At 70.7% G+C, this 24,463-nt stretch carries 22 protein-coding genes; 17 read left to right on the forward strand and 5 right to left on the reverse strand.

Translation table 11 applies throughout. The annotated features are described in order from the left end of the window. Position 1: 1 nt before the first annotated feature. Positions 2-679 carry a DedA family protein gene (locus IM778_RS08215; protein ID WP_194411519.1) on the reverse strand — a complete coding sequence of 226 codons (678 nt, stop codon included), beginning with the start codon at positions 677-679 and terminating at the stop codon, positions 2-4. A gap of 41 nt (positions 680-720) precedes the next feature. Here IM778_RS08215 and pabB point away from each other — a divergent pair, with 41 nt between their 5' ends. The 5 genes from pabB (at position 721) to holA (ending at position 8,766) form a co-directional block, all read left to right on the forward strand. After that, positions 721-2,019, forward strand: a complete 1,299-nt coding sequence (pabB, locus tag IM778_RS08220) for an aminodeoxychorismate synthase component I (RefSeq protein WP_194411520.1) — start codon at positions 721-723, stop codon at positions 2,017-2,019. Between the two features lie 82 nt (positions 2,020-2,101). Next, complete coding sequence (gene leuS, locus IM778_RS08225; RefSeq protein WP_194411521.1) at positions 2,102-4,672, forward strand: leucine--tRNA ligase; 2,571 nt, start codon at positions 2,102-2,104, stop codon at positions 4,670-4,672. Positions 4,673-4,843: 171 nt separating this feature from the next. Beyond that, the gene (locus tag IM778_RS08230; RefSeq protein ID WP_194411785.1) at positions 4,844-5,371 is read left to right on the forward strand and encodes a ComEA family DNA-binding protein; all 528 of its coding nucleotides are present in this window, start codon (positions 4,844-4,846) and stop codon (positions 5,369-5,371) included. A gap of 2 nt (positions 5,372-5,373) precedes the next feature. Beyond that, positions 5,374-7,719, forward strand: coding sequence for a ComEC/Rec2 family competence protein (locus tag IM778_RS08235; RefSeq protein ID WP_194411522.1), 2,346 nt, complete (start codon positions 5,374-5,376; stop codon positions 7,717-7,719). Positions 7,720-7,728: 9 nt separating this feature from the next. Continuing rightward, complete coding sequence (gene holA, locus IM778_RS08240; RefSeq protein WP_194411523.1) at positions 7,729-8,766, forward strand: DNA polymerase III subunit delta; 1,038 nt, start codon at positions 7,729-7,731, stop codon at positions 8,764-8,766. A gap of 93 nt (positions 8,767-8,859) precedes the next feature. On the opposite strand, the gene rpsT is transcribed toward holA, so the two are convergent. Both rpsT and IM778_RS08250 read right to left on the reverse strand, forming a co-directional pair. Further along, positions 8,860-9,120: a 30S ribosomal protein S20 gene (rpsT, locus tag IM778_RS08245; protein ID WP_194411524.1), complete on the reverse strand. Its 261-nt coding sequence runs from the start codon at positions 9,118-9,120 to the stop codon at positions 8,860-8,862. Between the two features lie 114 nt (positions 9,121-9,234). Further along, a complete protein-coding gene (locus tag IM778_RS08250; protein WP_194411525.1) occupies positions 9,235-9,978 on the reverse strand; it encodes an alpha/beta fold hydrolase in 744 nt (247 codons plus the stop codon). Between the two features lie 64 nt (positions 9,979-10,042). On the opposite strand from IM778_RS08250, the gene lepA reads away from it, so the two are divergent. The 11 genes from lepA to era all read left to right on the forward strand — a co-directional run bounded on the left by lepA (position 10,043) and on the right by era (position 21,021). Continuing rightward, entirely contained in the window at positions 10,043-11,893 is a 1,851-nt protein-coding gene (gene lepA, locus IM778_RS08255) for a translation elongation factor 4 (RefSeq protein WP_194411526.1), read from the forward strand. A gap of 10 nt (positions 11,894-11,903) precedes the next feature. Continuing rightward, positions 11,904-12,554 carry a DUF1990 family protein gene (locus IM778_RS08260; protein ID WP_194411527.1) on the forward strand — a complete coding sequence of 217 codons (651 nt, stop codon included), beginning with the start codon at positions 11,904-11,906 and terminating at the stop codon, positions 12,552-12,554. Positions 12,555-12,561: 7 nt separating this feature from the next. After that, a complete protein-coding gene (hemW, locus tag IM778_RS08265) occupies positions 12,562-13,782 on the forward strand; it encodes a radical SAM family heme chaperone HemW (protein WP_194411528.1) in 1,221 nt (406 codons plus the stop codon). Between the two features lie 100 nt (positions 13,783-13,882). Then, the gene (gene hrcA, locus IM778_RS08270) at positions 13,883-14,923 is read left to right on the forward strand and encodes a heat-inducible transcriptional repressor HrcA (RefSeq protein WP_194411529.1); all 1,041 of its coding nucleotides are present in this window, start codon (positions 13,883-13,885) and stop codon (positions 14,921-14,923) included. Between the two features lie 51 nt (positions 14,924-14,974). Continuing rightward, on the forward strand, positions 14,975-16,084 hold the full coding sequence (gene dnaJ / locus IM778_RS08275) for a molecular chaperone DnaJ (protein ID WP_194411530.1): 1,110 nt from the start codon (positions 14,975-14,977) through the stop codon (positions 16,082-16,084). Between the two features lie 3 nt (positions 16,085-16,087). Continuing rightward, positions 16,088-16,825: a 16S rRNA (uracil(1498)-N(3))-methyltransferase gene (locus tag IM778_RS08280; protein WP_194411531.1), complete on the forward strand. Its 738-nt coding sequence runs from the start codon at positions 16,088-16,090 to the stop codon at positions 16,823-16,825. A 52-nt stretch (positions 16,826-16,877) separates the two neighbouring features. Further along, positions 16,878-17,225, forward strand: coding sequence for an HIT domain-containing protein (locus tag IM778_RS08285; protein ID WP_194411532.1), 348 nt, complete (start codon positions 16,878-16,880; stop codon positions 17,223-17,225). Positions 17,226-17,265: 40 nt separating this feature from the next. After that, positions 17,266-18,294, forward strand: a complete 1,029-nt coding sequence (locus IM778_RS08290) for a PhoH family protein (RefSeq protein ID WP_228484835.1) — start codon at positions 17,266-17,268, stop codon at positions 18,292-18,294. Then, positions 18,291-18,761, forward strand: a complete 471-nt coding sequence (gene ybeY / locus IM778_RS08295; protein ID WP_194411534.1) for an rRNA maturation RNase YbeY — start codon at positions 18,291-18,293, stop codon at positions 18,759-18,761. The genes IM778_RS08290 and ybeY overlap by 4 nt, the downstream gene beginning before the upstream one ends. Next, positions 18,758-20,110, forward strand: a complete 1,353-nt coding sequence (locus IM778_RS08300) for a hemolysin family protein (RefSeq protein ID WP_194411535.1) — start codon at positions 18,758-18,760, stop codon at positions 20,108-20,110. Before ybeY ends, IM778_RS08300 begins: the two co-directional genes overlap by 4 nt. Continuing rightward, positions 20,107-21,021, forward strand: coding sequence for a GTPase Era (era, locus tag IM778_RS08305; protein ID WP_194411536.1), 915 nt, complete (start codon positions 20,107-20,109; stop codon positions 21,019-21,021). Before IM778_RS08300 ends, era begins: the two co-directional genes overlap by 4 nt. Positions 21,022-21,038: 17 nt before the next feature. Here era and IM778_RS08310 read toward each other — a convergent pair whose 3' ends face one another. After that, a complete protein-coding gene (locus tag IM778_RS08310) occupies positions 21,039-21,668 on the reverse strand; it encodes a hypothetical protein (RefSeq protein ID WP_194411537.1) in 630 nt (209 codons plus the stop codon). A gap of 221 nt (positions 21,669-21,889) precedes the next feature. On the opposite strand from IM778_RS08310, the gene leuA reads away from it, so the two are divergent. Next, a complete protein-coding gene (gene leuA, locus IM778_RS08315) occupies positions 21,890-23,650 on the forward strand; it encodes a 2-isopropylmalate synthase (protein WP_194411538.1) in 1,761 nt (586 codons plus the stop codon). 116 nt (positions 23,651-23,766) lie between these two features. Here the strand turns inward: leuA and IM778_RS08320 are convergent, their stop codons facing one another. After that, on the reverse strand, positions 23,767-24,453 hold the full coding sequence (locus tag IM778_RS08320; RefSeq protein WP_194411539.1) for a trimeric intracellular cation channel family protein: 687 nt from the start codon (positions 24,451-24,453) through the stop codon (positions 23,767-23,769). Positions 24,454-24,463 lie beyond the last annotated feature (10 nt).

The raw sequence follows: 24,463 nt of genomic DNA on the forward strand, positions 1-24,463 counted from the left end.
TTCAGTCTTCCATGTCGACCGTCGGCGCCTCGCCCGGGTGCTCGTGATCGAGGTGCCTGCGCTCGATCCTCTCGAGGAGCTTCTTGCCGACGAAGACGAGGATGAGGAAGAGCACGATGACGCCGACGAAGACGTATCCGGCGTAGTGCAGCGTGTCGGCGAGCTCCCGGTACGTGCCCGCGGCGACCGCCGCCACGGAGATGTAGAGCGTCGACCACACGACGCAGGCGGGGATCGTCCACGCCAGGAAGCGACGATAGGGGTATCCGCTCATCCCCACCGTCAGCGGCACCAGCGAGTGCAGCACCGGGAGGAAGCGCGAGATGAAGATCGCAGGACCGCCGCGGCGGCGGAGGTACCGTTCGGAGCGCTGCCAGTTCTTCTCGCCGATGCGGCGCCCCAGCCGTGAGTGCTGGAGGCGGGGTCCGATGAGACGACCGAGCCAGAATCCGATGCTCTCGCCGGCAAGCGCGCCGAGGACGACCACGACGCCCAGCACCACGCCCTCGAGGACCGACGAGACAGCCGTGCCGGCGACGATGACGACGGTGTCGCCGGGCACCACGAGCCCGATGAGCACGCTCGTCTCGAGCATGATGGCAAGACCCGCCAGAAGTGTCCTGATGACCGGGTCGACGCTCTGGACAGCGTCGAGGAGCCACGTCAGGAACTCGTTCACGCCATGAGCCTAGAGGGCGCGGCGCCGTCTAGCCTGGGAACATGTCGGAGCCGTTCGTCGCCGTGGAGATCCCACGGTGGGTGGATCCGGCATCCGTCTTCGCATCGGTGTTCGCGGAGGCGGATCACTCGTTCTGGCTCGACGCCGGACCCGCTGCGCGGGACGGCTGGAGCTGGCTCGGCGACGGTGTCCGCGACGACCCTGCACGCGTGCGCGGGACGGTGTGCGAAGGGCGGACGCAGCCGGGTGAGGAGACCCGCTTCCGCGGCGGCTGGGTCGGGTGGATCGGCTACGACGACGCGGCCGCACGGGCGGGGGTCCCGGCCGTGCGGGACGCGATCGGAGTGCCGCAGGAGATCTGGCTTCGCGCGCGGCGGCTCGTCGCGTTCGACCACGCCCGGCAGCGCGCGTGGGTGCTCGCGCCGAGCGGCGAGTCGGAGCAGCTCGCCGCCCAGCTGTCGACCGCGGGTCCGGCACCTGCTCCGCCGGCACCGGCACCTGCGGTGCACGCCCGGGCGCGCCATTCGCCCGACGAGTACGCCGCCCTCATCGAGCGATGCCGCGACGCGATCCGCGAAGGCGATGCGTACCAGCTGTGCCTCACGACGCGCTTCGAGGTCGAGGCCTCCGTCGAGGCGTTGGAGACCTACCGACGCCTGCGCCACGCCACGCCCGCCCATCACGGCGGCTTCCTGCGCTCGGGTGACGTCGCGCTGCTCAGCGCGAGCCCCGAGCGGTTCCTGGACGTCTCCGACGGCGTCGTGCGCACCAGGCCGATCAAGGGGACCCGGCCGCGAGCCGCCGACGCCGCGACCGACGCCGCCCTGGCGGCCGAACTCACCGCGAGCGAGAAGGAGCGCGCCGAGAACGTCATGATCGTCGATCTCATGCGCAACGACCTGTCGCGCGTGTGCGTCGCCGGATCGGTCGGTGTGGACGCCCTGCTGGAGGTCGAGTCCTATCCCGCCGTGCACCAGCTCGTGAGCACGGTCTCGGGCAGGCTCACCCCCGGCACGACCCTCGGAGAGCTGCTCGACGCCGCGTTTCCCGCCGGATCGATGACGGGGGCGCCGAAGCTGTCGGCGATGACGATCCTCCACGAGCTCGAAGGCGCGCCGCGCGGCGTGTTCTCGGGCTGCTTCGGCTGGGTCGGCGACGACGGCGGGCTCGATCTCGCGATGGTCATCCGCTCGATCGTGAGTCATCCCGCGGGCGCCTACGTCGGCGCCGGCGGAGGGATCACGTGGCGATCGGATGCCGCCGCCGAGGTCGCCGAGGTGGGCATCAAGGCGCGCGGCCCCCTGGCCGCTCTCGGGGCCCCGCTGCCGCCGGGTTGGTGAGCGCCCCGTCCGCTAACCTGGAGGTTGCGCTTCGCGCGCCACCCGGCATCCCATGATTGGTTCTTCCCCCGTGAGTCAGACCATGTCCTCCGACACCACCGCGCCCACCGACGGCTACGACGCCTACGCGATCCAGGAGAAGTGGCAGGCGCGCTGGGCGGAGGCCGACCCGTTCCGTGCCGGCGGAGACGACGACACCCGGCCCCGCAAGTACGTGCTGGGCATGTTCCCGTACCCGTCGGGCGACCTGCACATGGGCCACGCCGAGAACTACGCCTACGTCGACGTGGTCGCGCGGTTCTGGCGCCATCGCGGCTACAACGTCCTCAACCCGATCGGCTGGGACTCCTTCGGCCTGCCCGCCGAGAACGCGGCGATCCAACGCGGCGCGGATCCGCGCGAGTGGACGTACGCCAACATCGAGCTGCACAAGAAGAGCTTCCGCCAGTACGGCTCGTCCTACGACTGGTCGCGCATCCTGCACACCAGCGACCCGGAGTACTACCGCTGGAACCAGTGGCTGTTCCAGCGGCTGTACGAGCGCGATCTGGCGTACCGCAAGGAGAGCCCGGTCAACTGGTGCCCGAACGACCAGACCGTGCTCGCGAACGAGCAGGTCGTCGACGGTCACTGCGAGCGCTGCGGCGCCGAGGTCGTGAAGAAGAAGCTCACGCAGTGGTACTTCAAGATCACCGAGTACGCCGACCGGCTGCTCGACGACCTCAACCAGCTCGAGGGCTTCTGGCCGCAGAAGGTCATCCGCATGCAGCGGAACTGGATCGGCCGCTCGATCGGCGCCGACATCGACTTCGAGATCGAAGGTCGCGCCGAGAAGGTGACCGTGTTCTCGACGCGGCCCGACACGCTGCACGGGGCGACGTTCATGGTCGTCGCGCCCGACAGCGATCTCGCGGCCGAGCTGGCGGCCGGTTCGTCGGCCGAGGTCCGCATGCGCTTCCAGGACTACCTCGAGCGTGTCCAGCGCGAGACCGACATCGAGCGCCAGAGCACCGACCGTCCCAAGACCGGCGTGTTCCTCGACCGGTACGCGGTCAACCCGATCAACGGAGACCGTCTGCCGATCTGGGCCGCGGACTACGTGCTGGCCGACTACGGCCACGGCGCCGTCATGGCCGTTCCCGCCCACGACCAGCGCGACCTCGACTTCGCGCGCGCGTTCGACCTGCCGATCAAGGTCGTCGTCGACACCACCGCGCCGATCACGGGCGCCATTCCGGTGATCGAGCTCGACGACGACGGCGTCCCGATCGATCCGGGCCCCCTCGAGACGCTCGCCGACATCGACCCCGCCTCGACGGGCATCGCACTGACCGGCGACGGACGCATGGTCAACTCGGGCTCTCTGGACGGCCTCTCCAAGCGCAACGCGATCGCGCGGGTCATCGAGGAACTCGAGGAGGCCGGCACCGGTCGCGCCGCGAGGTCCTATCGCCTGCGGGACTGGCTGATCTCGCGCCAGCGGTTCTGGGGCACGCCGATCCCGATGATCCACACCGAGGACGGGCGGATCGTGCCCGTGCCGGACGACCAGCTTCCGCTGCGCCTGCCCGACGCGAAGGGCCTCGACCTGGCGCCGAAGGGGACCTCGCCGCTGGGCGGCGCGGCCGAGTGGATGCAGACCACCGACCCTGAGACGGGGGAGCCGGCGCTGCGTGACCCCGACACGATGGACACGTTCGTCGACAGCTCGTGGTACTTCCTGCGCTTCCTCTCGCCGAACGACGCCACGCAGCCGTTCCCCACCCGCGAGGCGGACCGGTGGGCGCCCGTCGACTCCTACATCGGCGGCGTCGAGCACGCGATCCTGCACCTGCTGTACGCGCGCTTCATCACGAAGGTGCTGTTCGACATGGGGCTCATCGACTTCACCGAGCCGTTCTCGAGCCTCATCAACCAGGGCATGGTCCTGCTCGGCGGATCGAAGATGTCGAAGTCGAAGGGCAACCTCGTCGAGTTCGCCTCGAGCATGGTGGACCCCGGTGCCGACGCCTCCCGCGTCGCGATGATCTTCGCCGGCCCGGTCGAGGACGACATCAACTGGGAGGACGTCTCGACCACGGGGGCGCAGAAGTTCCTCGCGCGCGCCTGGCGGGTCGCGAAGGATGTCACCAGCGCCCCCGACGTCATCTGGGCCGAGGGCGACGCGGGACTCCGCAGAGTGACCCACCGGCTCCTCGCGGATGCGCCGGGGCTCGTCGAGCAGACGAAGTTCAACGTCGTCGTGGCGCGGCTCATGGAGCTGGTCAACGCGACGCGGAAGGTCATCGACACCGGCGCCGGCCCCGCCGACCCGGCCGTGCGCGAGGCCGCCGAGGCCACCGCGATGATCCTCGACCTCTTCGCCCCGCACACCGCGGAGGAGATGTGGCAGATCCTCGGCTACGACGGCTTCGTCGGACTCGTGCCGTGGCGCAACGCCGACCCGACGCTCCTGGTCGAGGAGAGCGTCACCGCGGTGGTGCAGATCGACGGCAAGGTCCGCGCGACGCTCGTGGTGCCGGCGCGGATCGACGCGGCCGAGCTCGAGCGGCTCGCACGGGCCGACGAGAAGGTGGTGCGCTCGCTCGGTGATCGCGAGGTCACCCGCGCGGTGGTGCGTCCGCCGAAGGTCGTCAGCTTCAGCACGCACTGACCGTGCCGCCGCTCCTCCCCAACGCAGACTGAAGCCGTCCCGTCCACATTCCGTCGTCGGCGGGGCGCGGGACGGCGGCGGCCCCTCTAGCGTGGCCGCGTGGCGGTGACGGGCGAAGCGGGCGATCCCTCAGGGCGGCGCCGTCTGGGAATCGGTGCGGTCGTCGTGCTGATGATCGCGGCACTCGCGGTCACGGTCGCCATCGGCATCCTCCGCGGAGCCGTCGCACCCGTCGAGCACGTGGTCGTCGACGCGCCGGCCGCGACCGCGACGCCGGCCGTCGTCGACCTGTACGTCCACGTCGCCGGTGCAGTTTCGGCCCCGGGTCTGTACGTGCTGCCCGCCGGCGCCCGGGTGGTCGATGCCGTCGCCGCGGCGGGCGGGTTCGCCGACGACGCGGACCCCGCCGGCGTGAACCTGGCGCGGACGGTCACGGACGGCGAGCAGCTCCACGTGCCGCGCATCGGCGAGGCCGTGGCAGTCGCACCGGGAGCGTCGCAGACGGGCGGCCTCGTCGATCTCAACACCGCCGACTCGGCGCAGCTCGAGACGCTGCCGCGCATCGGTCCGGCGATGGCGGAGCGGATCATCTCGTGGCGCGACGCCAACGGCGGGTTCACCACCGTCGAAGACCTCCTCGCGGTGCCGGGCATCGGCGACAAGATGCTCGCGTCGCTGCGCGACCTCGTGACGGTGTGACGATGCGGCGCCCGGCGCACCTGCGCCTCGTGCCGGTGGCCGCGGCCACGTGGTCGGCCGGCGCGGTCGCGATCCTGACGCCCGCGGCTGCCCCGGCGATCGCCGCAGGACTGTGGATCGTGGCTCTGACGGCTGTGGGGATGACCGCCGCATCCCGGCGCCGGTCACGCGTCGTGCCGGTGATCGTCGCGCTCGCCCTCGCGGGTGCCGCGGTCGCGGCATCCCACGTCGCCTTGACGGCGCCGGTGCGCGGCGCAGCCGCCGGGTTCGCCATCGAGGCGGGCCGCGTCATCGACGTGGAGGCGACCGTGATCGGCAAGGTCGAGCGCCGCGCCGGCGGCTCGCTCGCCTTCGACGCGCGCGCCACCCGGATCACGGCGGGCTCGCGCGCGCTCGAGGCCGCGGTCGACATCGTCGTGCGCGTCGATCCTGCAGACATCGAGCGCGGGGGAGCGGTCGACGTCGGTGCCGTGATCGTCGCCCGCGGCACGGCGGCAGAGGCGCGACCGGGCGAGCGCGCCGCGTTCGTACTCTGGGCCTCGCGCGGCGTGGAGGTCGTCGGTCCGCCCGCCGGTGCGATGGCGGTCGCGGCCGACCTTCGGCATGGCCTCGTGGCCGCCGTCGCGGGTCTTCCCGGCGAGGGGGCGGGGCTGGTGCCCGGGCTCGCGGTCGGTGACACCAGCGCCGTCTCGCCCGACCTCGACGTGGCGATGAAGCAGTCGTCGCTCTCGCACCTCACCGCGGTGTCCGGGGCCAACTGCGCCCTCGTGGTCGGCATCGCCTTCGCGGTGACGGCCGCTCTCGGCGGTTCACGCGGCGCACGCGTCATCGTGGGACTGGCCGTGCTCGGCGGGTTCGTGCTGCTGGTGACCCCCGAGCCGAGCGTCGTGCGGGCCGCGGGCATGGCGTCCATCGCGATGCTCGCGGTGCTGCTCGGCCGCACGGGGGCCGGGCTCGCGATGCTGGCGCTCGCCGTCGCCGTGCTGCTGGCACTCGATCCCTGGCTCTCCGCCTCGCTCGGCTTCGCGCTGTCGGTTGTGGCGACCGCATCGCTGCTCCTGCTCGCGCGTCCTCTGGCCGAGGGACTCGGGCGGGCGATGCCGCGCCCCCTCGCGCTCTCGTTGTCGATCCCGCTGGCCGCGCAGCTCGCATGCGGGCCGCTGCTGGTGCTCATCGATCCGCGTGTGCCGCTGTACGGCGTCGCCGCCAATCTGCTCGCGGGCCCGGCGGCGCCGGTCGCGACCGTCGTGGGGCTGGCGGCCTGCCTCGCCGCGCCGCTGCCCCTGCTGCAGGCGGGGCTCGCCGGCCTGGCGTGGCTCCCCGCCTCGTGGATCGCCGCGACCGCGACCACGGTGACGGCGCTGCCGGCCGGGATGGTGCCGTGGTTCGAGGGGTGGGCGGGTGCCCTCGCGCTCACCGCCGTCGGTGCGGCGGTCGCCGTGGCGATCGCGGTGCGCAGGGGCCCCGGGCGTGCACGGCTGCTGCTGCGTGGCACCTCGCTCGCCCTCGTCGCGACGGTGACGGGGGTCGCGCTCGGCGGCGGCGCGCTCAGCACGGTGGCAGGGCGATGGACGCTCCCCGCGGACTGGAGCATCCTGGCCTGCGACATCGGCCAGGGCGATGCCGTACTGCTCCGGTCAGCGGGGAGCGTCGCCCTCGTCGACACCGGGCCGGATCCCGCGGCGCTGAGCGCGTGCCTCGCGCGCGCGGGGATCGACCGGATCGACCTGCTCGCGCTGACGCACTTCGACCTCGACCATTCCGGCGGCATCGCGGCCGTCGTGGGCCGGGTGGGAACCGTGATCCACGGTCCGCCGGACGACGACGGGCGCGTCGCGATCGCGAGCCTCGTCGCCGCGGGCGCGCACAGCGTCGAGGCGTCCGCCGGCGTGAGCGGCTCGCTGGGAGAAGCGCGGTGGCGCGTGCTGTGGCCGGCCGCCGGAAGCCGCGCGTTCGCGCCCGGCAACGACGCCAGCGTCGTGCTCGACGTGCGCGGGGGCGGGATCCCGGCGATCCTGCTGCTCGGCGACCTGTCGGCCTCGCCGCAGCGCGTGCTCGAGGCGTCCGGCGCACTGGTGCCGCCGTACGCGGTCGTCAAGGTCGCCCATCACGGCAGCGGGGATCAGGATGCCGGCCTCTACGCGTCGGCGGCACCGTCGCTGGCTCTCATCACGGTCGGAGCGGGCAACGACTACGGGCACCCGCGCGACACGATCCTGGCGGTGCTCGAGGATCTCGGCGCGCAGGTGACGCGCACCGATCTGCACGGCATCGTGACGGTGGCGGAGTCGGCCGCGGGCCTGCGCGTGTGGCGCGAACGCGAGGACCGAGTCGGGGGTCGTCGGTAGGCTGGGGGAATGGCTTCACCCGCGCGCCGCGCCCCCGCGAAGGCGCCGCGCAGCGTCATCCCGCAACTCTCGTGGCGCGCACCTCAGCCGGCGCCGATCGTGCTCGTCTCAGGCCCCGAGGAAGTGTGCGCCGAACGCGCCATCGCCGGGGTGCGCGACTACCTGCGCGCCGAAGATCCGACGCTGGAAGTGAGCGACGTACGCGCCGACGACTACGCGGCGGGAACTCTGCTCGGGGTCACCTCGCCGTCGCTGTTCGGCGAGCCGCGGCTGGTGCGCGTCAGCGGCGTCGAGAAGTGCTCCGACACGTTCCTCGCCGAGGCGATCTCGTACCTCGCTGCGCCGCAGGACGGCGCGACGGTCGTGCTGCGGCACACCGGGGCGAGCGTGCGTGGCAAGAAGCTGCTCGATGCGATCCGAGCAGGTGAGGGCTCGGGCGTCGAGATCGCGTGCCCGGCCGTCAAGCGCGACTCCGATCGCTACGACTTCGCGGCCGGAGAGTTCCAGGCCGCGAGCAAGCGCATCGCTCCTGCCGCCCTGCGTGCGCTCGTCTCCGCCTTCGCCGACGACCTCACGGAGCTTGCTGCCGCGTGCCAGCAGCTCATCTCCGATGTCCCCGGAGACGTGACGGAAGACGTCGTGCAGCGCTACTACGGCGGCCGCGTCGAGACCTCGGCCTTCACGGTCGCAGACACCGCGATCGCCGGCCGCTACGGCGAGGCGCTGATCGCGCTGCGGCACGCGCTGGCGTCCGGTGCCGATCCGGTGCCGCTCGTGGCCGCGGTCGCGATGAAGCTGCGCACGATGGCGCGGGTGGCCGGCGTGCGGGAGCCGTCGGCGGCCCTCGCCGCTCGGCTGGGGATGAAGGACTGGCAGGTCGATCGCGCCCGGCGCGACCTCGTGGGCTGGAACGAAGAGTCCCTCGGCCGCGCGATCCAGGCGACGGCGCGGGCAGACGCCGAGGTCAAGGGCGGCTCGCGCGACGCGGTCTTCGCCCTCGAACGCATGATCACGGTGATCGCGACGCGCGCCCCGTACGGCTCCTGATCAGCGCACGGGCCCGTCTGATCGCTGCGGACAGCAGAAAGGCCCGCCCCACACGGGACGGGCCTCGGACCTGAAGGTCGGGTCTGCGCAGGCTCAGAGCGAAGCGACCTGCTTGGCGATCGCCGACTTGCGGTTCGATGCCTGGTTCTTGTGGATGACGCCCTTGCTGACGGCCTTGTCGAGCTTCTTGGTCGCCGTCGCCAGCGCCTTCTCGGCGGCAGCCTTGTCGCCGGCGGCAACGGCCTCGCGCGTACGGCGCACGTGCGTCTTCAGCTCGCTCTTGACGGCCTTGTTGCGCTCGCGCGCCTTCTCGTTGGTCTTGTTGCGCTTGATCTGCGACTTGATGTTCGCCACGTGTCGACGTTCTTTCGTTCGAAGGGAATCGGATGGATGTGCCGGTCGGCGAGAGAGGGCGCCTCGCGGCGGTCGTGAGGGACGAACCCACACGCAAGCCAAACAAGGATTCTATCAGGTCTCCCGCAGTTCCCGAGCCTGTCGAAGAGCGAGCGTCGTGATCGCGAGGTTCAGGACGGCGTTGAAGGCCTGCGGACGCATCGCGCTGACGAGGTGGCTGGTGCGGGGGAGGACGATCAGCTCGGCATGCCGGGCGACGCGCACGAACAGCTTCTCATTGACACGGAGCTGGTCGTACTGGCCGTTGACGAACCACAGCGGCACGTCGATCCGGTGCAGCGCCGACATCAGGTCCAGCACCGAAAGGCTGCGCAGCGCCAGGTCTTGCGTGTCGAAGGCATACCCGCCGGCTCCGAAGTCCTCCACGGTCTCGGGCGGCAGCGTGCGGTACAGCATCTGACGGGTCAGCCACAGGCCCCGGTCGGGCAGCGAGTCGAAGCCGCGCGCGAGCAGGCGGTACGCCGCGAGTCCCACGCCGCGCGGGATCGCCGTGCACGAAGCCGCGACGAGGCCCGCCACCGGTGGGCGGTCCCGGCTGCCGGCGTACTCGATCGACACGAGACCGCCCATCGAATGGCCCACGAGCAGCACCGGACCGCGGGTCGCGGCATCCGTCACCGCCTCGTCGATGGTCGCGAGCGCACCGTCGAGCGAGTACTCCTCGGCCATTCGCGACCCATGGCCCGGGAGATCGACGGCGACCACCGGATTCCCGCGTTCCCGGAGGTACTCCACCTGTGATCGCCACATCGTGGCGGACGTGCGGATGCCGTGGACGAGGACGACCTGGACCGCCATGCGCCCAGAGTAGCCGCGGTGTGCGGAGGCCGGGCCCATCCGCCACCCGTACAATCGTCTGGACATGTCACCGCGCGCCCTGAAGCCCCTCGAGCCGTCCGCCACGCCGCCCGAGCTGATCCGCAACTTCTGCATCATCGCTCATATCGACCACGGCAAGTCGACGCTCGCCGACCGGATGCTGCAGATCACCGGCGTGGTCGCCGACCGCGACATGCGCGCGCAGTACCTCGATCGCATGGACATCGAGCGCGAGCGCGGCATCACGATCAAGTCACAGGCGGTGCGGATGCCGTGGGCGACGGCCGACGGGACGTTCACGCTCAACATGATCGACACGCCCGGTCACGTGGACTTCACGTACGAGGTGTCGCGCTCGCTCGCCGCATGCGAGGGCGCGATCCTGCTCGTCGACGCCGCGCAGGGGATCGAGGCGCAGACGCTCGCGAACCTGTACCTCGCCCTCGAGAACGATCTGCACATCATCCCGGTGCTCAACAAGATCGACCTGCCTGCCGCAGATCCCGAGAAGTTCGCAGCCGAGCTCGCGGGCCTCATCGGCGGCTCGCCCGACGACGTGCTGCGGGTGTCGGGAAAGACCGGGCAGGGCGTCGAATACCTGCTGGACCGCATCGTCGGCGAGATCCCGGCGCCCACGGGGAACGCGGATGCCCCGGCCCGCGCCATGATCTTCGACTCGGTGTACGACTCGTACCGCGGTGTCGTCACCTACGTGCGCATGGTGGACGGCAAGCTCGAGCCCCGCGAGCGGATCCAGATGATGTCGACGAAGGCGACCCACGAACTGCTCGAGATCGGCGTCTCGAGCCCGGAGCCGGTGCCCACCAAGGGCCTCGGCGTCGGCGAGGTCGGCTACCTCATCACCGGTGTGAAGGACGTGCGCCAGTCGAAGGTCGGCGACACCGTCACCAACGCGCGCAAGCCGGCGTCCGACGCGCTCGCCGGCTACACCGACCCGAAGCCGATGGTCTTCTCGGGCGTCTACCCGATCGACGGAAGCGACTACGGCGACCTGCGCGAGGCCCTCGACAAGCTGAAGCTCTCGGATGCCTCGCTGCAGTACGAGCCCGAGACCTCGGTCGCCCTGGGCTTCGGCTTCCGCTGCGGCTTCCTCGGCCTGCTGCACCTCGAGATCATCACCGAACGCCTCTCGCGCGAGTTCGACCTCGACCTCATCACCACGGCACCGTCGGTGATCTACGAGGTGACCACCGACACGGGCGAGCAGGTCACCGTCACGAATCCGAGCGAGTACCCCGACGGTCGCGTCGCCTCGGTGAGCGAACCCGTCGTCAAGGCGGCGATCCTGCTGCCGAAGGACTACGTCGGCACCGCCATGGAGCTGTGTCAGGGGCGGCGCGGCCAGCTGCTGGGCATGGAGTACTTCAGCGAGGAGCGCGTCGAGCTGCGTTACAACATGCCGCTCGGCGAGATCGTCTTCGACTTCTTCGACCAGCTCAAGAGCCGCACGCAGGGGTACGCGAGCCTCGACTACGAACCCGCAGGCAGCCAGGAGGCCGACCTGGTGAAGGTCGACATCCTGCTGCAGGGCGACAAGGTCGATGCGTTCAGCTCGATCGTGCACCGCGAGAAGGCCTATGCCTACGGCACGATGATGACCGAGCGCCTGCGAAAGCTCATCCCTCGTCAGCAGTTCGAGGTGCCGATCCAGGCGGCGATCGGGGCCCGGATCATCGCGCGCGAGAACATCCGCGCCATGCGCAAGGACGTGCTCGCCAAGTGCTACGGCGGCGACATCACGCGCAAGCGCAAGCTGCTCGAGAAGCAGAAGGAGGGCAAGAAGCGCATGAAGATGGTCGGTCGCGTGGAGGTGCCCCAGGAGGCGTTCATCGCCGCGCTGTCGGGCGACGTCGAGGGGAAGGCCTCGAAGTAGGCTGGGGAACATGCGTCGAGGGAGCTTCCGGGACGACACCGTCGACTACGCCGCCGTCGGGGCGACGCAGGCGCCGGACCTCATGCAGTATCCGCCGGAGCGCAGCGTCCCGGCGGAGGAGTCATGGCGCATCGGCAGCGGCGAGGACCGCTTCCGTGCGGCGAGCGAGGCGCTGCTGTCGTGGACGGCGCAGCGCGGAGCCGGCCTCACGGTCAAGGACGTGCGTCCGGCCGCCGGTCCCATGTACTCCGGCGTGAGCTTCGACGCGGAGGGCAACCCGATCGCACCGAGTCGCTCCGAGGCGGAGCAGCGATTCGACGCCGACGGCACGCCGTACGTCGGCGCCGGCACCACGATCCGCGTCGACGGGCGCGTGAAGGGCATGCGCGCCGATGCCGAGCTGCGGGTGATCTTCGCCGTCGAGGAGCCCCGTCGCGTGGGCTTCGCCCTCGGCACCGTGAGCGATTCCGTCGTCAGCGGCGAGGAGTCGTTCATGCTCGACTGGCTCGACAACGACGAGGTGTGGTTCACCGTGCGGGCTTTCGACGCTCCGCGCGCACTCCTGTACAAGATGCTGCCCGCGCTCACGCGCCGCCGGCGCCGCGAGCTGTTCACCCGCTATCTGCGCGCGATCTCGCCGCTCTACACGACGCCCGCGTGAGGCGCTGATGGGCTCCGCGCTTCCGCTGGGAGAGCCCGTGCCGGCGGACGGCTCGCTCCCTGCCGACGTACGGGTGGACGCAGGCACCGACTTCGGCGTGTACCTCCACGTCCCGTTCTGCCGCGTGCGGTGCGGCTACTGCGACTTCAACACGTACACGTCGTCGGAGCTTCGAGGGACGCGCCAGGACGAGTACGCCGACACGCTGCTGCGCGAGGTGCGGCTCGCCGAAGCCGTGCTTGCGCGGACCGGCGGCAACCGCCCGGCCACGACGGTGTTCTTCGGCGGCGGCACGCCGACCCTGCTGCCGGCCGGCGACCTGGCGCGCATGCTCGGGGGCATCCGCGAGGCGTTCGGAGTCGTCGACGGCGCCGAGGTCACCGTCGAGGCGAACCCCGACACGGTCACCGACGCGGTCGCGGCCGAGCTCGCGGCGGCGGGGGTGACCCGGCTGTCGATCGGCATGCAGTCCGCCGTGCCGCACGTGCTGGCGGCGCTGGACCGCACGCACGAGCCCGCGAATGTCGTGGCGGCCGTGCGCGCGGCGCGCGGCGCGGGGCTCGACGTCAGCGTCGACCTGATCTACGGTGCGCCGGGTGAGTCTCTCGAGGACTGGCGCGCCTCGCTCGAGGCCGCGATCGGGCTCCAGCCCGACCATGTCTCGGCGTATGCGCTCATCATCGAGGACGGCACGAAGCTGGCGCGTCAGATCCGTCGAGGCGAGGTCGAGGCGCCCGACGACGACCTGCAGGCCGACATGTACGAGCTGGCCGACGACCTCCTCGTCGGCGCCGGGTTCCAGTGGTACGAGGTGTCGAACTGGGCGCGCGAGGACTCCCACCGCTCCCGTCACAACCTCGCGTACTGGACCGGGGCCGACTGGTGGGGGTTCGGACCAGGGGCCCACAGTCACATCGCGGGGGTGCGCTTCTGGAACGTGAAGCACCCCGCCGCCTACGCGCAGCGGCTCGCGGCGGGGGAGTCCCCCGCCGCGGCGAGGGAGACGCCGGATGCTGCCGCCCGAGCGCTCGAGAACGTGCTGCTGCGCAGCCGTCTTCGCGACGGGCTGCCCGTCTCCGAGCTCCTGGGCGAAGGGCGGCACGCGGTCGCCGCGCTCATCGCGGACGGCCTTGTCGACGGTCCTGCCGCCGTCCGCGGAGGCCGGATCGTGCTGACCCGCCGGGGCCGGCTGCTCGCCGACGCGGTCGTGCGGGCACTCACCGAGTGACGCGCCTCCGGGCCGAAGCGAGGCCGATCCGGTAGAATTGGCACTCCAGTCATGCGAGTGCCAGATGCTCTGGCGCCGGGAATCAGCGTGAGGAGGCGGGATGGTCAGCGAGCGCGGGCTCCAGGTGCTGCGGGCGATCGTCCAGGACTACGTCGATACGCGCGAGCCGGTCGGCAGCAAGGCGATCGTCGAACGGCACGCGTTCGGCGTGTCGGCGGCGACGATCCGCAACGACATGGCCCTGCTCGAAGACGAAGACCTCATCGCCGCCCCCCACACCTCCTCGGGCCGCGTGCCCACCGACAAGGGCTACCGCGTCTTCGTCGACCACCTCGCGGAGCTGCGTCCCCTCACACCCGCGCAGCGCTCCGCGATCGCATCCTTCCTCGACGATTCCGGCGACCTCGACGACGTGCTGGCCCGCACCGTCCGCGCGCTGACGCAGCTCACCGGTCAGGTCGCGATCGTGCAGTACCCCTCGTTCGCGCGCGCGAACGTCACCCACGTCGAGCTGGTCCAGCTGGGCGGGGGGCGGATGCTGGTGATCGTCGTGACCGACACCGGCCGCGTGTCGCAGCGACTCACGCTCGTCGGCGACGAGTTCGACGAGCCGGACCTGGCGCGCATCCGCGCCGAACTCGGCACGCTGCTGGTCGGCAGGCCCGTCCGCGACGGGCTGCAGCGCATCGAGGACCGCTTGGCGGCCTCGGCTGCCCACGCCGCTGCACACGTCCGCGCGACCGACGAGATCGTCCGCACCGTCGCCGAGGAGCTCGAAGAGTTCCGTCAGGACCGGCTCGTGATGGCCGGGAGCGCGACGCTCGCGCGACGCGAGGCCGACTTCCGCGGCAGCATCTACCCGCTGCTCGAGGCGATCGAGGAGCAGGTCACGATCCTGCGGCTGATGGGCGAGATGGTCGCCGACGAGCACGGTCTCGCGGCGAGCATCGGACGTGAGAACGAGCCGTTCGGCCTGGCCGAGGCATCCGTCGTCGCAAGCGACTACGACGCCACCGGGTCCCGGGCGCGCGTCGGCGTCATGGGTCCGACGCGCATGGACTACCCGACCAATCTGGCGGCGGTGCGAGCCGTCGCGCGCTACCTCACGCGGATGCTCGAGCAGGACGAGAGCACGCGCTGACCCGCACGCGCACACACGATCCCGCGGCCGAACCGCGGCAGGAAGGCGAAAGTGGCTGACCACTACGAGGTTCTCGGCGTCTCACGCGACGCCACCCCCGACGAGATCAAGAAGGCGTACCGGCGCCTCGCGCGGGAGCTGCACCCCGACGTGAACCCGGGGGAGGATGCGTCCGAGCGCTTCAAGCTCGTCACGCATGCGTACGACGTGCTGAGCGATCCCGAGCAGCGCGCGCGCTACGACATGGGCGGCGGCGACTCGCCGTTCGGCGGCGCCGGGGGCTTCGGCGGGTTCAACGACATCTTCGAGACGTTCTTCGGAGCCGCCGGCTCGCGGGGCGGCCGGCCCCGCTCGCGGCGCGAACGCGGGCAGGACGCGCTCGTGCGGGTCACGCTCGAGCTCAGCGACGTCGTGTTCGGGGTGCACCGCGAGCTCGAGGTCGACACGGCCGTGCTGTGTGAGACGTGTCAGGGTTCGTGCTGCCAGCCGGGGACCACGCCCGTCACGTGCGACATCTGCCACGGCACGGGACAGGTGCAGCGGCAGGTGCGGAGCCTGCTGGGCAACGTCGTCACGAGCCAGCCCTGCAACGTGTGCCAGGGATTCGGCACGACCATCCCGTATCCGTGCGCCACGTGCCAGGGCCAGGGCCGCGTGCGTGCACGTCGCACCGTGTCGCTCGACATCCCCGCCGGCGTCGAGACCGGCCTGCGGCTGCAGCTTCCGGGCTCCGGAGAGGTCGGGCCGGCGGGTGGCCCGAACGGCGACCTCTACATCGAGGTGACGGTCACGCCCCACGAGGTCTTCAGCAGGGACGGCGACGACCTGCTCGCGACGCTCGAGGTGTCGATGCCGGACGCGATCCTCGGGACGACGACCACGATCGAATCCCTCGACGGCCCCGTCGAGCTCGAGGTGCGCCCGGGCGTGCAGGCCGGCGACGTGCTCACGATCAAGGGGCGAGGCATCACACCTCTGCGCGGCACTCAGCGCGGCGATCTGCGCGTCGGAGTCCACGTCGTCACGCCCACGCGCCTCGACCACAAGGAGCGGGCGCTGATCGAAGAGTTCGCCAAGCGCACCAAGGCGCCGCAGCCCAGGCTCGCGGAGTTCCACCAGGGGCTGTTCGCGAAGCTGCGCGACCGCTTCCGGAACGGCTGACGGATGCCGCTGCACTTCCTGCTCGACACGCCCGTGGCGGCCCGGCCCGGCGAGGCGGTGACGCTCACCGGCGCCGAGGCGCATCACGCGGCGACGGTGCGACGGGTGCGTGTCGGTGAGGAGGTCACGGTCGGCGACGGTCGCGGCGCCTGGCTCACCGCGACCGTCGAGGCGGTCGCCCCGCGCGAAGTGGTCGTGCGCATCCACGACCGGACGGATGTCGCAGCCCCCAGTCCTCGCATCGTGCTCGTCCAGGCGCTGGCCAAGGGCGATCGCGACGAGCTGGCGGTGCAGGCGGCGACCGAGCTCGGCGTCGACGAGATCGTGCCGTGGCAGGCCGCGCGCAGCGTCTCGCGGTGGGATGCGGCGAAGTCGGCGAAGGGGCGCGCACGGTGGGCGTCGATCGTGCGCGAAGCCGGCAAGCAGGCGCATCGCGCATGGCTGCCGGACGTCGCCGAGCTCGTCACGACGAAGGAGCTCGCGCGACGCGCCGCCGTCTCCCGTGTGCTCCTGCTGGAGCCCACGGCGGGCGAGAGGCTGAGCGACCTGCGGCCGGACCCGGATGACGACCGCGACGTCGTGCTCGTCGTCGGACCGGAGGGAGGCATCGCGCCCGAAGAGCTGTCGACGCTCGGCGCGGCGGGCGCACGTCCTGTCCGGCTCGGCGGCACCGTGCTTCGCACGTCGACGGCGGGACCTGCCGCCCTGGCGGTGGTGAGCGTCGCCCTCGACCGCTGGTGACAGCGCCCGCGCCACCGGTCTCGGCGCGAGAGCGCGTCGGTAGACTTTCCACATGAGCGAGCCCTCGATCTTCACCCGCATCCGCAGCGGCGAGATCCCGTCCGAGATCGTCGCCGAGACCGAGAACGCGTTCGCCATCCGCGACATCGCGCCGCAGGCGCCGCTGCACCTCCTGGTCATCCCGAAGACCCAGGACTTCCGCAACGTCGTCGAACTGGCCGCGGGCGACCCCGAACTGCTCGCCGAGCTCGTCGGGCTCGCCAACTCACTGGCGGCCGAGCACGCCGACGGAGACTTCCGCCTGGTGTTCAACACCGGCCCGAACGCGGGCCAGACCGTCTTCCACGTGCACGCGCATGTGCTCGCGGGGGGCCTTGAAGAGAAGAGCCTGGGTGCCTGACGAATCCACCACCGAACGCGTGTACGCCGACGGCGTCGCGATGGTCCAGCTGCTCGGCCCGCAGGATCGTCTGCTGCGCGTCGTGGAGCGCGAGCATCCGGACGTGGACGTGCACGTGCGCGGCAACGAGATCACCCTGAGCGGTGAGCCGGCGGCCGTCGCCGCCGCGCGCACGCTCGTGGGCGAGCTCCTCGCCATGACGAAGGCAGGACACGCGCTGGGCGAGGAGGACGTCGCCTCGTCGAACCGGATCCTCCGCAGCGAAGGCGGTCCACGCCCGTCCGAGGTGCTGGGCGAGGCGATCCTCTCATCCCGTGGCAAGGTGATCCGTCCGAAGACGCTCGGTCAGAAGGCGTACGTCGACGCGATCGAAGAGAACACCATCGTGTTCGGGATCGGCCCGGCCGGAACCGGGAAGACCTACCTCGCCATGGCGAAGGCCATCCAGGCGCTGCAACGCAAGGAGGTCAGCCGCATCATCCTGACCCGCCCTGCCGTCGAGGCGGGGGAGCGGCTGGGGTTCCTGCCGGGGACGCTCACCGACAAGATCGACCCGTATCTGCGGCCGCTCTACGACGCTCTCAACGAGATGATGGATCCCGAGCTGGTTCCCAAGCTCATGGCGACGGGAACAATCGAGGTCGCGCCGCTGGCCTACATGCGCGGACGCACGCTGAACGACTCGTTCGTCGTGCTCGACGAGGCGCAGAACACCACGCCCGAGCAGATGAAGATGTTCCTCACGCGTCTGGGCTTCGGCACGCGGATGGTGGTGACCGGCGACATCACCCAGATCGACCTGCCGCAGGGGGCATCGGGGCTGCGCCTGGTGACCCGTGTGCTCAACAGCATCGACGACATCCACTTCGCCTACCTCACCAGCGACGACGTGGTGCGGCACACCCTCGTCGGGCGCATCGTCGACGCGTACAGCGAATACGACGAACGCCGGCTGGCCGCGCGTCGCGAACGCGACGAGGCGACCGAGTTCGCCAATCGCGCCGAACGCCGCTCGACGGCGCGCCCGGCGGGACCGCGGGATCACCTTCCGAAGCGAGGACGCTCATGACCATCGAGATCGGGAACGAGTCGGGCATCGACGTCGACGAGACGGTGCTCCTGCGGCTCATGGAGCACAACCTCGCCGAACTGCATGTGAGCCCGGAGGCCGACGTCGCGATCCTGCTGGTCGACGAGGGCGCCATGGAGGCGCTGCACGTGCAGTGGATGGACGAGCCCGGCCCGACCGACGTGCTGAGCTTCCCGATGGACGAGCTGCGGCCCGGCACCGAGGACACCCCCACGCCGCCGGGTCTGCTCGGCGACATCGTCCTGTGCCCTCAGGTCGCCGAGACGCAGGCCGCCGCCGCCCGGCACAGCACGATGGACGAGCTGATCCTGCTGACGACCCACGGGCTCCTGCACCTGCTCGGGTACGACCACGCCGAGCCCGAGGAAGAGCGTGAGATGTTCGGGCTCCAGCGGGAGCTCATCACGTCGTTCCAGGCCGCCGAGCGGCGCCGACCGCGCACATGACCGCTGCCCTCCTGCTCGTCGCGGCGGCGCTGCTGCTCGCGTTCGGCGCCCTGATGGTCGCCATCGACGCCGCTCTGGGCGTGACGTCGCGCGCCGACCTCGCCGAGCTCGGCGCCGGCGGCCGCAACACCGTCTCGCTGCAGCGCATCGCCGCCGACCCCGAAGCGCATGCCAACGCGGTCCTGTTCATCCGCGTGCTGGCCGAGACCTCGGCGGCGGTCCTCGTGACCGTGGCGTTCGTGGACCTGTTCGACAGCATCTGGTGGGCGATGCTCGCGGCGGCGATCCTCATGACCGGTGTCTCGTACGTCGTCGTGGGCGCGAGCCCGCGGACGGTCGGACGCCTCTATTCGAAGGCTCTCCTTCGCGGGTCGGCCCCCGTCATCCGCGGCGTGCGCATCCTGCTCGGACCCCTCGCCCACGGGCTCGTCGCCCTCGGCACGCGCATCACTCCCGGCGCGACGCGGGGTGCATCATTCGCGTCCGAGGAGCAGCTGCTGAGCATCATCGACGAGGCGGCCGAGAACGAGCTCATCGAGCAGGACGACCGGGAGCTCATCCACTCGGTGTTCGATTTCACCGACACGTTCGTGCGCGCCGTCATGGTGCCGCGCACCGACATGGTGACGATGGATGCCTCGGCCTCGACCCGCGATGCCATGGCGACGTTCCTCGACAAGGGCGTGTCGCGCGTGCCGGTCGTCGACGACGACGCCGACGACGTGGTCGGCGTGCTGTACCTCAAGGATCTCGTGCAGTTCGCGTTCCGTGACGAGTCGGGCTGGCGCGACGCGCCGATCACGAGGATCGCGCGCCCTGCCGTGTTCGTGCCGGAGTCCATGAAGGCCGAGACGCTCCTGCAGCAGATGAAGCGGGAGGCCGTCCACGTGTGCCTCGTCATCGACGAGTACGGCGGAGTGTCGGGCCTGGTGACGCTCGAGGATCTCATCGAGGAGCTCGTCGGAGACATCTCGGACGAATACGACCCGCGTGGCGACGAGGTGACCGAGCTGGAGCCCGGGCACTACCGCGTGAGCGCGCGACTCGGACTCGACGCGGTGGGCGATCTGTTCGGCCTCGAGCTGGAGGACGAGGATGTCGACTCGATCGGCGGCCTCCTCGGCAAGGCGCTCGGGCGCGTGCCGCAGCCCGGCGCCACCGCCGAGTACGCCGGTCTCGTACTCACCGGCGGCGCGTCCCGCGGTCGCGGCCGCGGCATCTCGACGGTGTTCGTCGAGCGCGGTGCCTCGCCGCCGGAGCCCCGTCGCGGGCCGCGGACGGGCGAGATCCGCACGGTGGGGACGCGCACCGGTGAGACCCGCGTCCCGAAGAAGGAGGACACCCCATGACCGAGCCCGTCACCGAGGCTGCCGAGGGGCGGTCCGGATTCGTCACGTTCGTCGGCCGGCCCAACGTCGGCAAGTCCACGCTCACCAACGCCCTCGTCGGCGAGAAGGTCGCGATCACGAGCGACAAGCCGCAGACGACGCGGCGCGCGATCCGGGGCATCCTGAATCGTCCCGGCGGGCAGCTGGTGATCGTCGACACGCCTGGACTCCACAAGCCGCGCACGCTCCTCGGGCAGCGGCTCAACGACCTGGTCGAGCAGGTGCTCGGCGATGTGGATGTCATCGGGTTCTGCGTGCCCGCCACCGAGAAGGTCGGCCCGGGCGACCGCCGCATCGCGGAGTCGCTCGACGGCTACGCGCGTGCGAAGAAGGTCGCCATCGTGACCAAGACGGATGCCGCCACCCGCGAGCAGATCACCGAGCGCCTCATCGAGGTCGACCAGCTCCGCGAGGACTGGGCCGCCGTCATCCCGCTGTCGGCGCTGACCCGCGACCAGCTGGACGTGCTGAGCGATGAGCTGCTGTCGCTGATGCCCCAGGGTCCCGCGCTCTACCCGGACGGCATCGTCACCGACGAGTCGACGGAGGACCGCATCGCCGAGATCATCCGCGAGGCCGCACTCGACGGCGTCCGCGACGAGCTTCCGCACTCGATCGCCGTCGTCGTGCAGGACATCGCGCCGCGCGAGGACTCGGATCTCACCGACGTCTACGCCGATGTGGTGGTCGAGCGCGACAGCCAGAAGGCGATCATCATCGGGCACAAGGGGTCGCGTCTTCGCGATGTCGGAGCGCGTGCCCGTGCGGGCATCGAGCCTCTGCTCGGTCGGCGGGTGTTCCTCTCGCTGCACGTGCGCGTCGCCAAGGAATGGCAGCGCGACCCCAAGCAGCTGGGGCGCCTCGGATTCTGATCGACGGCGCGGCGGCGTCAGCCGGCCGTCTCGCGCAGCGCGGACCGGATCACGACGACGTCCGCGCCGAAGTCGTCGTCGGCCGCCCGCTGCCACGTCCCGTCGTCCCAGACCACGTCGACCCACAGCCGGCCGTCCTGGGGTGAGGAGCTCAGGTACGAAGAGCCCAGCGCCGCCGGCAGCTCCTCCTGGATGCGCAGGAGGGTCGCCTCGTCGGCGGTGCCCGGCACGCCGCCCGTCGGGTCCTCGATCATCATCGGGTCGTACAGCGCCAGCATGATGGGCGGCCGCGTCACGGTGAACGACTCGCCGTCGTACGTCCCCTGCACGGCATAGGCGCCCCAGGTGGTGTCGCCCGAGCTCTCGGACCCCTCCACGCCGTCCCACGTCCACCCCTGGACGGGAAGCCCGGAGCACTGGGGAGGGTAGGACTCGGCGACCGGGCCGAGGCACAGCTCGACGGAGCCCCCGACGTCCATCACCGTGCCGACGCCCACGACCTCTTCCTCGGGCGGTGCTGGGTACAGCGACCCGAGCGATGCCCCAGGAGGCGCATCCGAGGCGGACGGCGTCGCGCATCCGGCCAGCACGAGGGTGGCGAGTGCGAGCAGGGCGAGACCCGGAGATCGGCGATGACGACGGCTCATACCCGGAAAGTGTCGCGCGAAGGAGGATCGTCTCGCCCTGATTCGCGACACCCTGCTACCATCGGACCATGCGCGCTGGCTCGCTTCTCCTTCTTAGCCGCCGCGACGAGACCTCGTTCTAGGGCCTTCCTCGTCGCGGAGCTTCTCGTTGGCCCGCACATCTGGCTCTCAGCCAGCCTCGATCTCGCATCGATCGAGGATCACAACGGAAGCGACCACTCATGAAGAACACCCAGCAGCCGTCCGGCATGCCGATCCACAAGTATCGGCCGTTCCACGAGCAGATCTCGGTGAATCTGCCCGATCGCACCTGGCCCGACAACCGCATCACGACCGCACCCCGATGGTGTGCAGTCGACCTGCGCGACGGCAACCAGGCGCTCATCGACCCGATGAGTCCCGAGCGCAAGCGCGTCATGTTCGATTTGCTCGTGAGCATGGGCTACAAGGAGATCGAGGTCGGCTTCCCGTCGGCGAGTCAGACCGACTTCGACTTCGTCCGGCAGCTGATCGAAGACGACCTCATCCCCGACGACGTCACGATCCAGGTGCTGACACAGGCCCGCGCACACCTCATCGAGCGCACGTTCGAGTCGATCGCGGGCGCCAAGCGCGCGATCGTCCACCTGTACAACTCCACGAGCGTGCTGCAGCGGGAGGTCGTGTTCCGGACCGACAAGCAGGGCATCATCGACATCGCCCTCGAGGGAGCGCGGCTGTGCCGTGAGTTCGAGAAGCGCGTCCCCGGCACCGAGGTGTTCTACGAGTACTCGCCGGAGAGCTACACCGGCACCGAGCTCGAGTTCGCGGTCGACGTGTGCAACCAGGTGCTCGACGTGTTCGAACCCACTCCCGACCGGAAGGTCATCATCAACCTGCCGGCCACGGTCGAGATGGCGACGCCGAACGTCTACGCCGATTCCATCGAGTGGATGAGCCGTCACCTGAACCATCGCGAGAACGTGATCCTCTCGCTGCACCCGCACAACGACCGCGGAACCGCGATCGCGGCGGCCGAACTCGGCTACCTGGCGGGCGCCGACCGCATCGAAGGATGCCTCTTCGGCAACGGCGAGCGCACCGGCAACGTCGACCTGGTGGCGCTCGGCATCAACCTGCTGACGCAGGGCATCGACCCGCAGATCGACTTCAGCGACGTCGACCAGGTGAAGCGGACGGTCGAGTACTGCAACCAGCTTCCGGTTCACGAGCGCAGCCCGTGGGCGGGCGATCTCGTCTTCACGGCATTCAGCGGCTCGCACCAGGACGCCATCAAGAAGGGCTTCGAGGCGATGGCGGCGCGCGCCGCCGAGGCGGGCGTGACGGTCGACGACATCGAGTGGGGCGTGCCCTACCTGCCGATCGACCCGAAAGACCTCGGACGCTCGTACGAGGCGGTCATCCGCGTCAACTCGCAGTCCGGCAAGGGCGGTGTCGCCTACCTGCTCAAGACCGACCACGCGCTCGACCTGCCCCGCAGGCTCCAGATCGAGTTCTCGGGCGTCGTGCAGGCGAAGACGGATGCCGAGGGCGGCGAGGTGACCAGCGACCAGATCTGGGCGATCTTCACCGACGAGTACCTGCCGTCTGTGGTCTCGGGCGACCGCTGGGGCCGTTTCGAGCTGCTCGCCACGAGCACCCGCAGCGACATGTCGGGCGACGTCGCGTTGGACGTCACGCTGCGTGACGGCGACGAGCAATACGAGGCATCCGGCCACGGCAACGGTCCGGTCGCGGCGTTCCTCGAAGTCGTCCGCGCGCAGGGCTTCGATGTGACGCTCTACGACTACGTCGAGCACGCGCTGAGCGCGGGCGGCGACGCGCAGGCCGCCGCCTACGTCGAGCTGCAGGTCGATGGCGAGCGGCTGTGGGGCGTCGGCATCGACGGCGATATCTCGACCGCGTCGCTGAAGGCGATCGTTTCGGGCGTGAACCGCGCGATCCGCACGCGGGAGCGCTCCGGGGCCCTCGCCGGAGTCTGACGAGCAGCTCCCGGCGCCGTCCGGCGGGCGCGTGCGATCCCTGCACGCACCCGCCGGAGCGCCGACCTCGCTCGTCCGGTGCGGTGATGGCGTCGGCGGCGAGGGCGCCGGGCGCTTCAGGACTTGACGATCGGGATCGTCGATGTCTCGACGGCGACCTTGCGGCGGTACAGCGCGCGCTGCTCGGGCAGCGAGATGTCGAAGATGACCGCGAGCAGACGGATGACGGCGGTCACCGCGATCCCGATGGCGGCGGCCACGACGACATCCGCGCCGAGCTCGTGCGCGGTCGCGAGCACGAGGCAGCCGACGCCGGCGGCGACGGCGTAGAGCGAGCCGACGTGCATGATCGCGACGGGCAGCCCCATGATCATGTCGCGCAGGATCGCGCCGCCGACGGCGGAGCAGACGCCGACGAAGACGGCCGGCACCAGGGGCATCCCGAGCACGAGAGCCTTGCTGGTGCCGAAGGCGCCGAAGAGCCCGATGACGAGTGCGTCGAGGCCGACGATGACGGCGTTGAGCCGCTGGAACACGCCGGCCAGCAGCATCCCGAACAGGGCAGCGCCCGTCGCGGTGAGCAGATACCAGTTGCTCTGCAAGGTCGTCGGCGTGACGTTCAGCAGCAGGTCGCGGATGAGTCCGCCGCCCATGCCGACGACGATCCCGATGATGGCGACCCCGAGGAGGTCGAGGCGCCGCTGACCGCGGAAGCCGGACGCGAAGAGGGCGCCCTGGATGCCGCCGAGCCCGACGGCGATCAGATCCGCCCACAGCGGGATCACGAAGGTCTGCTCGTTCACCTTCCCATTG

The sequence above is a fragment of the Microbacterium cremeum genome, from assembly GCF_015277855.1.
Taxonomy (GTDB): domain Bacteria; phylum Actinomycetota; class Actinomycetes; order Actinomycetales; family Microbacteriaceae; genus Microbacterium; species Microbacterium cremeum.

Bases quoted from the DNA above. Each gene is read 5' to 3' on its own strand.
- ybeY (WP_194411534.1), top strand. From the start codon at position 18,291: ATGACCATCGAGATCGGGAACGAGTCGGGCATCGACGTCGACGAGACG.
- IM778_RS08235 (WP_194411522.1), top strand. From the start codon at position 5,374: ATGCGGCGCCCGGCGCACCTGCGCCTCGTGCCGGTGGCCGCGGCCACG.
- IM778_RS08250 (WP_194411525.1), bottom strand. From the start codon at position 9,978: ATGGCGGTCCAGGTCGTCCTCGTCCACGGCATCCGCACGTCCGCCACG.
- IM778_RS08230 (WP_194411785.1), top strand. From the start codon at position 4,844: ATGATCGCGGCACTCGCGGTCACGGTCGCCATCGGCATCCTCCGCGGA.
- lepA (WP_194411526.1), top strand. From the start codon at position 10,043: ATGTCACCGCGCGCCCTGAAGCCCCTCGAGCCGTCCGCCACGCCGCCC.
- leuS (WP_194411521.1), top strand. From the start codon at position 2,102: ATGTCCTCCGACACCACCGCGCCCACCGACGGCTACGACGCCTACGCG.
- holA (WP_194411523.1), top strand. From the start codon at position 7,729: ATGGCTTCACCCGCGCGCCGCGCCCCCGCGAAGGCGCCGCGCAGCGTC.
- leuA (WP_194411538.1), top strand. From the start codon at position 21,890: ATGAAGAACACCCAGCAGCCGTCCGGCATGCCGATCCACAAGTATCGG.
- pabB (WP_194411520.1), top strand. From the start codon at position 721: ATGTCGGAGCCGTTCGTCGCCGTGGAGATCCCACGGTGGGTGGATCCG.
- era (WP_194411536.1), top strand. From the start codon at position 20,107: ATGACCGAGCCCGTCACCGAGGCTGCCGAGGGGCGGTCCGGATTCGTC.
- IM778_RS08300 (WP_194411535.1), top strand. From the start codon at position 18,758: ATGACCGCTGCCCTCCTGCTCGTCGCGGCGGCGCTGCTGCTCGCGTTC.
- hemW (WP_194411528.1), top strand. From the start codon at position 12,562: ATGGGCTCCGCGCTTCCGCTGGGAGAGCCCGTGCCGGCGGACGGCTCG.
- IM778_RS08290 (WP_228484835.1), top strand. From the start codon at position 17,266: ATGGTCCAGCTGCTCGGCCCGCAGGATCGTCTGCTGCGCGTCGTGGAG.
- IM778_RS08280 (WP_194411531.1), top strand. From the start codon at position 16,088: ATGCCGCTGCACTTCCTGCTCGACACGCCCGTGGCGGCCCGGCCCGGC.
- IM778_RS08260 (WP_194411527.1), top strand. From the start codon at position 11,904: ATGCGTCGAGGGAGCTTCCGGGACGACACCGTCGACTACGCCGCCGTC.
- hrcA (WP_194411529.1), top strand. From the start codon at position 13,883: ATGGTCAGCGAGCGCGGGCTCCAGGTGCTGCGGGCGATCGTCCAGGAC.
- IM778_RS08310 (WP_194411537.1), bottom strand. From the start codon at position 21,668: ATGAGCCGTCGTCATCGCCGATCTCCGGGTCTCGCCCTGCTCGCACTC.
- IM778_RS08285 (WP_194411532.1), top strand. From the start codon at position 16,878: ATGAGCGAGCCCTCGATCTTCACCCGCATCCGCAGCGGCGAGATCCCG.